The organism is Mesorhizobium sp. M0771, assembly GCF_040320155.1.
Lineage (GTDB): Bacteria > Pseudomonadota > Alphaproteobacteria > Rhizobiales > Rhizobiaceae > Mesorhizobium.
In genome coordinates, this window is sequence record NZ_JAMYPC010000051.1 from 1 (window position 1) to 6,325 (window position 6,325).

Genomic DNA, 6,325 nt, shown 5'->3' on the forward strand with positions numbered 1-6,325 from the left:
GGCCAATCGCGAGAGCCGCTCGGCCTGGAGGGACTTCCTCGTCGGCCTCAAGGCGCGCGGCCTCAAGGGCGTCGAGTTGGTTGTGTCCGACGATCCGGCCGCACCCCGAGCAAGGCTTCCGAACAGGTCTGGGCATCCTCTGTTTCGCGACATCGATCGCAATCGGGCCGAAGCCCTGTCAGCCCGCACTATCGAGATTGGTAGCCTGAGCTGCAAGAGCGTTGATTCGCTCATCGCCAACCATAAGGCCGCACGCCATTCCACCGAACCAAACGCCATTATCGATCACGCCAACCTGCGTGGCCCTGATTACTTCCACGATGAGATTTATCAGTGCTGATCAATCCCACCATCGACATGCTGCGAGAGCTCGGCTTTTTCGGCATGGCAGCCGCCTTTCCAGGAACTCGACGCACAGTCTAAAGCGCGCGACCTCGAGCACGGGGAATGGCTTGCCATGCTGCCGAACGCGAGACGACCATGCGCAGCCAGAAGAGGCTCGCGCCAGGGCTGCCAAACTTTGCCATGACGCTCTGATCGAGAATGCCGACTTCCGCGCCGCGCGCGCGGCCCTCGACCGCAATCTGTTCATGACGCTCAGCCTGGATCAGAAAGCATAATGGTCTTCTTGTCACCGGGCCAGCCGGCGTCGGAAAAGCTGGCTTGCCTTCGCTCTTGGCCACAAGGCCTGCCGCGAAGACTTCTCCGTCGCCTACCACCGGGTTCTCCGGCTGTTCGCACTCTTGCCCTCGCCAGAGGCGATGGGCGATACGGCAGGATCCTCAAATTTTTTACCAGAACCGACCTGCTGATCCTCCATGACTCGGACCTGAAAAACTCAATGACGACGAACGCCGCGATTTCCCGGAGATCATTGAGGACCGCTACAACGACGCTCAACCATCCTCACAAGTCAGGTCCCCGTGAATCGCTGGTGGGAAATTGCTGCAAACCCGACGCTTGCCGACGCGATCCTGGATCGCCTCGTTTTATGACGGCTATCGCATCGATCTCACCGGTGAAAGCATGCGAAAACAGCGCCCGCCAATCGCATCCGAAAACACCGAAGCTTGATCTGAAACAAAACCAACCCAAACATCAAGGAGACCAGGATCAGACCGAAAACTGCCGCCTTCAATCGGAATGGTGCGGAATGAAATCGAAATGACCGGCCGGCTTCAAATTGGAATCGGTGGCCGGCTTCATCGGAATACGCAATCAATTTGAACGACGGTTGAAAGAAGTTCACGACAGCGGCGCTGGTCGGTAGAACTTCGCCAACAGCGTGACGGCCTCGAGTCCCTCGAACCGACGATATCCAACCATCCCGCGCACCATGGCGCCATTCTTCTGCTCCAAGGCCGGGTCGTTCTTGCGTAGGGGTGGCAGCACGTGAAGACGATCATCGCTTGACCCCGCTGCATACCGTTGCCCGATTCCTTATCGCTGAGGCGCCGGAGCATATGGCCACTCTCCGGCGAGTGCTCGGAATCCCGTTCGAGAGGGGCGCACAGGTAACTCCGATCGAATATCTTGAGACGATCAGCCAATGGCGCGGGAATGCCAGCCTGGCGATACGCGCGCGCCGACACTGATCTGAAGCGGCAGGCCCCTGCCAAGTCTTCCCGGAGATACTGGCTCCCCCGAAGTGCGGATCCGGGAGAGGATATCACTGGCTGGCTGCGCCGCCTCTAATATTATGTGAGTTGTCCAACGCTCGACGCGCCACACGTCGCCGCAAATAGGGCTCGCACTGGGCGACTCCACATCTCTGCGTACAGCACATGAATCGTGCCTGATGAGATCAAAGCGCAGCAGCTTCTCGGCCAAGCGGCCAGTGCGACTGGCGGCCTTTTCCTGCTCCAACTGGTTCACCAGATCGACCAGATTGAAGACCGGCCCCCGGGCGCGGCTACGGATGATCGTGGAGGCGATGCTCAGATGGGTTTTGCCGGTGGCGGTGCTGCCGATGAAGACGGCGTTGCGTTTGGCATCCAGGAAGGTGCCAGTGGCCAGTTCTCGCACCTGGCCCTCGTCGACTGGGGCGTCGGCGAAGATGAAGCTGTCAAGGTCCTTGAGCACCCAGGAACTTGGCACCACCGAAACAGTGCGCTCCCGTAGCTTTACCGCCCTCAAGCTTGAATTCCCGACTGAACTTCCGTCGTTGCATAGTTCAATAAACACCTTACCTCGGTGGCCATCAACCGGCAGCAGCTCAAGGAGATTCTTAGACGTCCGCAAAACTGCACAAAGCTACGTACAGGTGAGCGCTTCCGCTACGAATTCAAAGCTGTTGAGCGGGGAGAAACAGCTATGTCGACAAGAACAAGGGCACGCGGATGGGCTTGAGGACGGCTCTAAAGGACCAGCATATCGCTGCAATTAGAAGAGACGGCCAGATGAATGGCGGGTTTTAAACGCTCACGGCAAACCTAGTTGGTCGAGACAGCAATTGGGACGATCCGCGTTACCGGTTGCATAATCAACTGCCACCGCCAATAACTATTTCTCGTTTTCTCTGTTCTGTCTTCCATGCGATCCGTAGATAGCTTGGCAGTGATCCAGTCAACCTGCCCTCGTCAAGGAGAACTACATGCCCAAAACCATAATCGCCACGTGTGCGTTTCCGGGCACATACGACGTTGACAAAAACCTCGACCTACACCTATCGTACATAAAGGAGGCTGCTAGTGTCGGCGCTTCCCTTGTCGTCTTTCCCGAGACGAGCTTGCAGGGTTACCCGGCGATCCTGGACTTCGGCAAGCTTGAAGACGTCATCACAAAAGCTCAGCGCATAGCCGAGTCGGTCCCGGATGGCACCTCGGTGCAGCGCCTAATAACCGCTGCCATGAAGCACAACATCCATGTTGTCTTTGGCCTCATTGAGGCTGGCAAGCAGCCAGGCATGCTCTACAATACTTTAGTGCTCGCGGGGCCGCAGGGATATATCGGGTCATATCGCAAGGTCCACCTCACCCTCGAAGAGAACTATATCTTCCGGCCGGGCGACCATTGGCCAGTTTTTGATACGCCCCTTGGCAAGGTCGGCCTGCTGATCTGCTACGACAAATCGTGGCCCGAGGGGTGCCGAGAACTTACCCTTTCGGGGGCCGAACTGCTGGTCATAGGTTCCGCCTGGGACACAAATCCTGGCCACGGCGAGCGCGAAAACAACTCCGCTGTGCGCAGGTACGACCTATATGACCGAGTGCGAGCGTTGGAAAACAGCCGCTGGCTCGTCTCATCCAATTTCGTTGGTGAATATGATGGATCGAACTTTATTGGCTTCAGCCAGATTGTCGATCCGCTCGGTGGCATTGTTGTAAGCAGCGGACTTGACCACATTGGAATTGTCACTGCGGAGATAGATATCTGTGCCGGACTCGCCCGCGCTTCGGCGCTTTATTGGGGGCCGCGCCTCATTCGGGACCGTCGTACCGATACCTACAAGGTGCTCAACGGTTCCTTACCAGTCGTGGTGGACGGCTGATTGATTGCTTTCGGCGGAAGCCGGTTCATGCGCTCGACTTGGCCGTTATCCGGTATGTGATCTTTGGTGCCTATTCGACCTGCTTTTCCTTGAGAGCGGCCTTATGGTGAGCCCATCCGGGACGCGGGCACCGGGAGCACGAAAGTGCGGGCAGGCCGTCTAGACCGTGTGCTGAGAGCCCGAGCTCGTTCCCATGGCCGCCCCTCGCCACTTTCCCGGATGCATCGCGGCTTTAATCGCCAGCGCGACGGTCATGTCGACACCGGGAATGGTCATCAGCCGCTTCACGCGTCATCCTCAAGAGCCGAGCGGGCAAATCGCGCTCGATGACCCGGAGGTCCTCGCCCAGCTGATCGAACTCGCCCTGCCGGCGCAGTGCCTGCGTCGGTGCGTGCGGAATCCAGACTTCCGGCAGGACCCGCTGGCATAGAGCTGCGCCAGAACGCCGGCATCGATCGTGTCCGTCTTGATCTTGGCATAGGCAATGTTGCGCACCTGTTTCGCGCTTGCGATCACCACTTTCTTCACGTGCGGCGCGACAACCGCGGCGGCCGAGGACGCGTTGCCAGTGCCCTCGATCACGACGATATCATCCAACAACAGCTTTCAAGAGCACCGGGAAGAAGGGCGCCGCTGGGTGGAGCAGGCCGAAACCGCCTATGCCCGCTTTTTCTCCGGCTGGAACCCAGGTCCGAAGAGGTTGCGCACGGGCGCCGCAAATGAGGAGTGAGTCGGCTACAACACGCATGATTGGCCTCCACAGAGTTGTTGGTCAGCAACACCACTCTGCCAGAGCGCAGGTCGCTATCCGCACCGATCTTGGGGGACGCTTGGGAATTAGTGCCGGTGCCACCACCACACAATCATGACCTATCTCGGTGAGCTGACGGTAGAGTTCGTAACCTGTAGGCCCTGCCTCGTAACAGAAGTGGAGCTTTGTTCCTCGCTTGGCAGCTTTTGCACGATGGATGACACCGAGGCCGGATCTGAGGGTATATCCCCGAAAAATCCTCACCACCCCGCTCGCCATCCGCGACGGCTAAAGAAATCTTCAGTTTCGAGACGTCCAGACCGACGAAAAGCCTGCCATGGTTCACCCTCGCTAAGCTTGGGGCTCGGCTTCGGCCACTCGAAGCAACCCCCGTTCTCAGCTTGTCGCGGGGGTGAGCCGCCTTCACCCCGAGAACATACGTGTAAATCGACCTGGTTGATCACTTCGCTGTCGCCGGGCAGTGGGGAGAAGATGTCGAAACATGCGGTACGCGGCGGCGATCACAGGACTGCTGGCACGCTTTGCCCAGCTTCAGGACAAGGCACAGGCGCGCGCCGGCCGGCACTTTGCGCTTGTGGTCATTCAGGAGACGGGTCTCGACGGCTTCTGTATCCATCGAATCCTGGAGGCCGAGGGGATCGAAAGCCATGTCGTCGACGCCGCCTCGATTGCCACGTCGCGTCGGCGGCGTCGTGCCAAGACCGACAAGATCGATGGTGAGGCGTTGGTGCGTGCGCTGCTCACCTACAAACGAGGCGAGCCGCGCGTGTGCGCGATGGTTAGGGTACCGAGCGTCAAGGAGGAGGACCATCGGCGCATCGGCCGTGAACGCAAGGTTCTGGTTGGTGAGCGGACCTGCCGTGTCAACCGGATCAAGGGCCTGCTGTTTGCTCAGGGCATCACCGGCTACGGGCCGCTGGGACATGACCGGCGACATCGGCTTGAGGAATTGAGGACCGGCAACGGCCGCGCAATGCCGTCTTAAGGGGCAAATCCGTCGCGAGCTCGACCGACTCGAACTGGTGATAGCCAGATCAAAGAGGTGCAGGCCGAGCGCGACGCTCTGCTGGCGATCGACGTCGCCAGCGACATTACTCGATCTGAAGGGTATCGGCCCGAAGTGTGCCGCCATCCTCTACTCGGAAGGGCTGTTCCGGCACTTCGACAATCGCCGGCAGGTCGCCGCCTATGCCGGGCTCGCGCCGACGCCTTGGCAGAGCGGATCGGTCCAGCACGAGCAAGGCGTCTCGAAGGCCGGCAACCCCCGACTGCGAACGACAATGATCGAGTTGGCCTGGCTGTGGCTGCGCAATCAACCGAGTTCAGCGCTTACCCGCTGGTTCCACGACGCGTGATGCGCAATCAGGGGCGCCTCCAGCTGGCTAGAATGCTGTACCAAAGACGGGTCTCGCCTTCTGGGCCCCAGCCGCCGCAAGCGGGATATTGGTGCAGCCGTCTCAAGCGGCGACCGTATGTGAGTTTGATTAGGCTCGATTGACCGAGCCGTGTCACGCAATCGGGCCCAGCTCTGGATTCCGCCACCAATAGGGAGCAATACGATGCCGCCCTAACACACCTCTTAGCATCGTCATGTGAGTCTCGGATCAAACAGGATTGCATAATCAATCGCTGCCGCAAATAACTATTCTGAGTTTCACGGGTCCGTCCTCCATGTGATGCATAGACACAAACTAGCATTCTTATGCTGCTTGGAACACTGGTGATAGGGGACCGTCTACGATGCGGCAGTCTGCAGAAACTCGGTCTACGATCGAACGACGCCGTTGCGCATGAGCAGCGCATCTATGAAACCTCGACCCTCACGAGCAGACAGAAATTTGAGGCTATCAAAGAGGGTCCTGCCTGGCGGCAACAATCGGGCTCGTCGTCCGTTCTCGCTCTTCTTTCAATCTACGCGATCGAGCAAGGTGACACATGCGGACGGATACGAACACCTGTGCTCGTGAATGGCGTTGGCTACTATAGAAAACATCAATTCGAGTTCCGGAAAGCGCGCTTCTGGCCCGAACACGATATTGCCAGTCCTGAAATCGCCGCCCGGC

The 6,325-nt window shown here is 58.8% G+C and carries 4 protein-coding genes and 5 pseudogenes; 6 read left to right on the forward strand and 3 right to left on the reverse strand.

Annotation, left to right across the window (positions count from 1 at the left end; all coding sequences use genetic code 11):
* Both NKI05_RS31795 and NKI05_RS32355 read left to right on the forward strand, forming a co-directional pair.
* A pseudogene (locus tag NKI05_RS31795) lies at positions 1-100 on the forward strand (transposase); the annotation flags it as partial.
* Positions 101-713: 613 nt separating this feature from the next.
* Positions 714-995 (forward strand): annotated as a pseudogene (locus NKI05_RS32355) (ATP-binding protein); the annotation flags it as partial.
* A gap of 218 nt (positions 996-1,213) precedes the next feature.
* Here the strand turns inward: NKI05_RS32355 and NKI05_RS31805 are convergent.
* Positions 1,214-1,409: pseudogene (locus NKI05_RS31805) on the reverse strand (ISNCY family transposase); the annotation flags it as partial.
* 133 nt (positions 1,410-1,542) lie between these two features.
* Positions 1,543-2,136, reverse strand: a complete 594-nt coding sequence (locus NKI05_RS31810) for an ATP-binding protein (RefSeq protein WP_352794170.1) — start codon at positions 2,134-2,136, stop codon at positions 1,543-1,545.
* 457 nt (positions 2,137-2,593) lie between these two features.
* Between NKI05_RS31810 and NKI05_RS31815 the strand changes: the two genes are divergently transcribed.
* The 3 genes from NKI05_RS31815 to NKI05_RS31825 all read left to right on the forward strand — a co-directional run bounded on the left by NKI05_RS31815 (position 2,594) and on the right by NKI05_RS31825 (position 4,220).
* A complete protein-coding gene (locus NKI05_RS31815) occupies positions 2,594-3,490 on the forward strand; it encodes a carbon-nitrogen hydrolase family protein (protein WP_352794172.1) in 897 nt (298 codons plus the stop codon).
* A gap of 268 nt (positions 3,491-3,758) precedes the next feature.
* Positions 3,759-3,920 (forward strand): hypothetical protein, encoded by a 162-nt coding sequence (locus tag NKI05_RS32360; protein WP_502898786.1) that lies wholly within the window; start codon positions 3,759-3,761, stop codon positions 3,918-3,920.
* Positions 3,921-3,974: 54 nt separating this feature from the next.
* Entirely contained in the window at positions 3,975-4,220 is a 246-nt protein-coding gene (locus tag NKI05_RS31825; protein ID WP_352794176.1) for a hypothetical protein, read from the forward strand.
* A gap of 96 nt (positions 4,221-4,316) precedes the next feature.
* Here the strand turns inward: NKI05_RS31825 and NKI05_RS32365 are convergent.
* A pseudogene (locus NKI05_RS32365) lies at positions 4,317-4,587 on the reverse strand (IS110 family transposase); the annotation flags it as partial.
* Positions 4,588-4,688: 101 nt separating this feature from the next.
* Here NKI05_RS32365 and NKI05_RS31835 point away from each other — a divergent pair.
* Positions 4,689-5,640: pseudogene (locus tag NKI05_RS31835) on the forward strand (IS110 family RNA-guided transposase); the annotation flags it as partial.
* Positions 5,641-6,325: the final 685 nt, after the last annotated feature.

Coding starts and splice junctions, on each gene's coding strand:
- NKI05_RS32360 (WP_502898786.1), top strand. CDS start 3,759: ATGGTCATCAGCCGCTTCACGCGTCATCCTCAAGAGCCGAGCGGGCAA.
- NKI05_RS31815 (WP_352794172.1), top strand. CDS start 2,594: ATGCCCAAAACCATAATCGCCACGTGTGCGTTTCCGGGCACATACGAC.
- NKI05_RS31825 (WP_352794176.1), top strand. CDS start 3,975: ATGTTGCGCACCTGTTTCGCGCTTGCGATCACCACTTTCTTCACGTGC.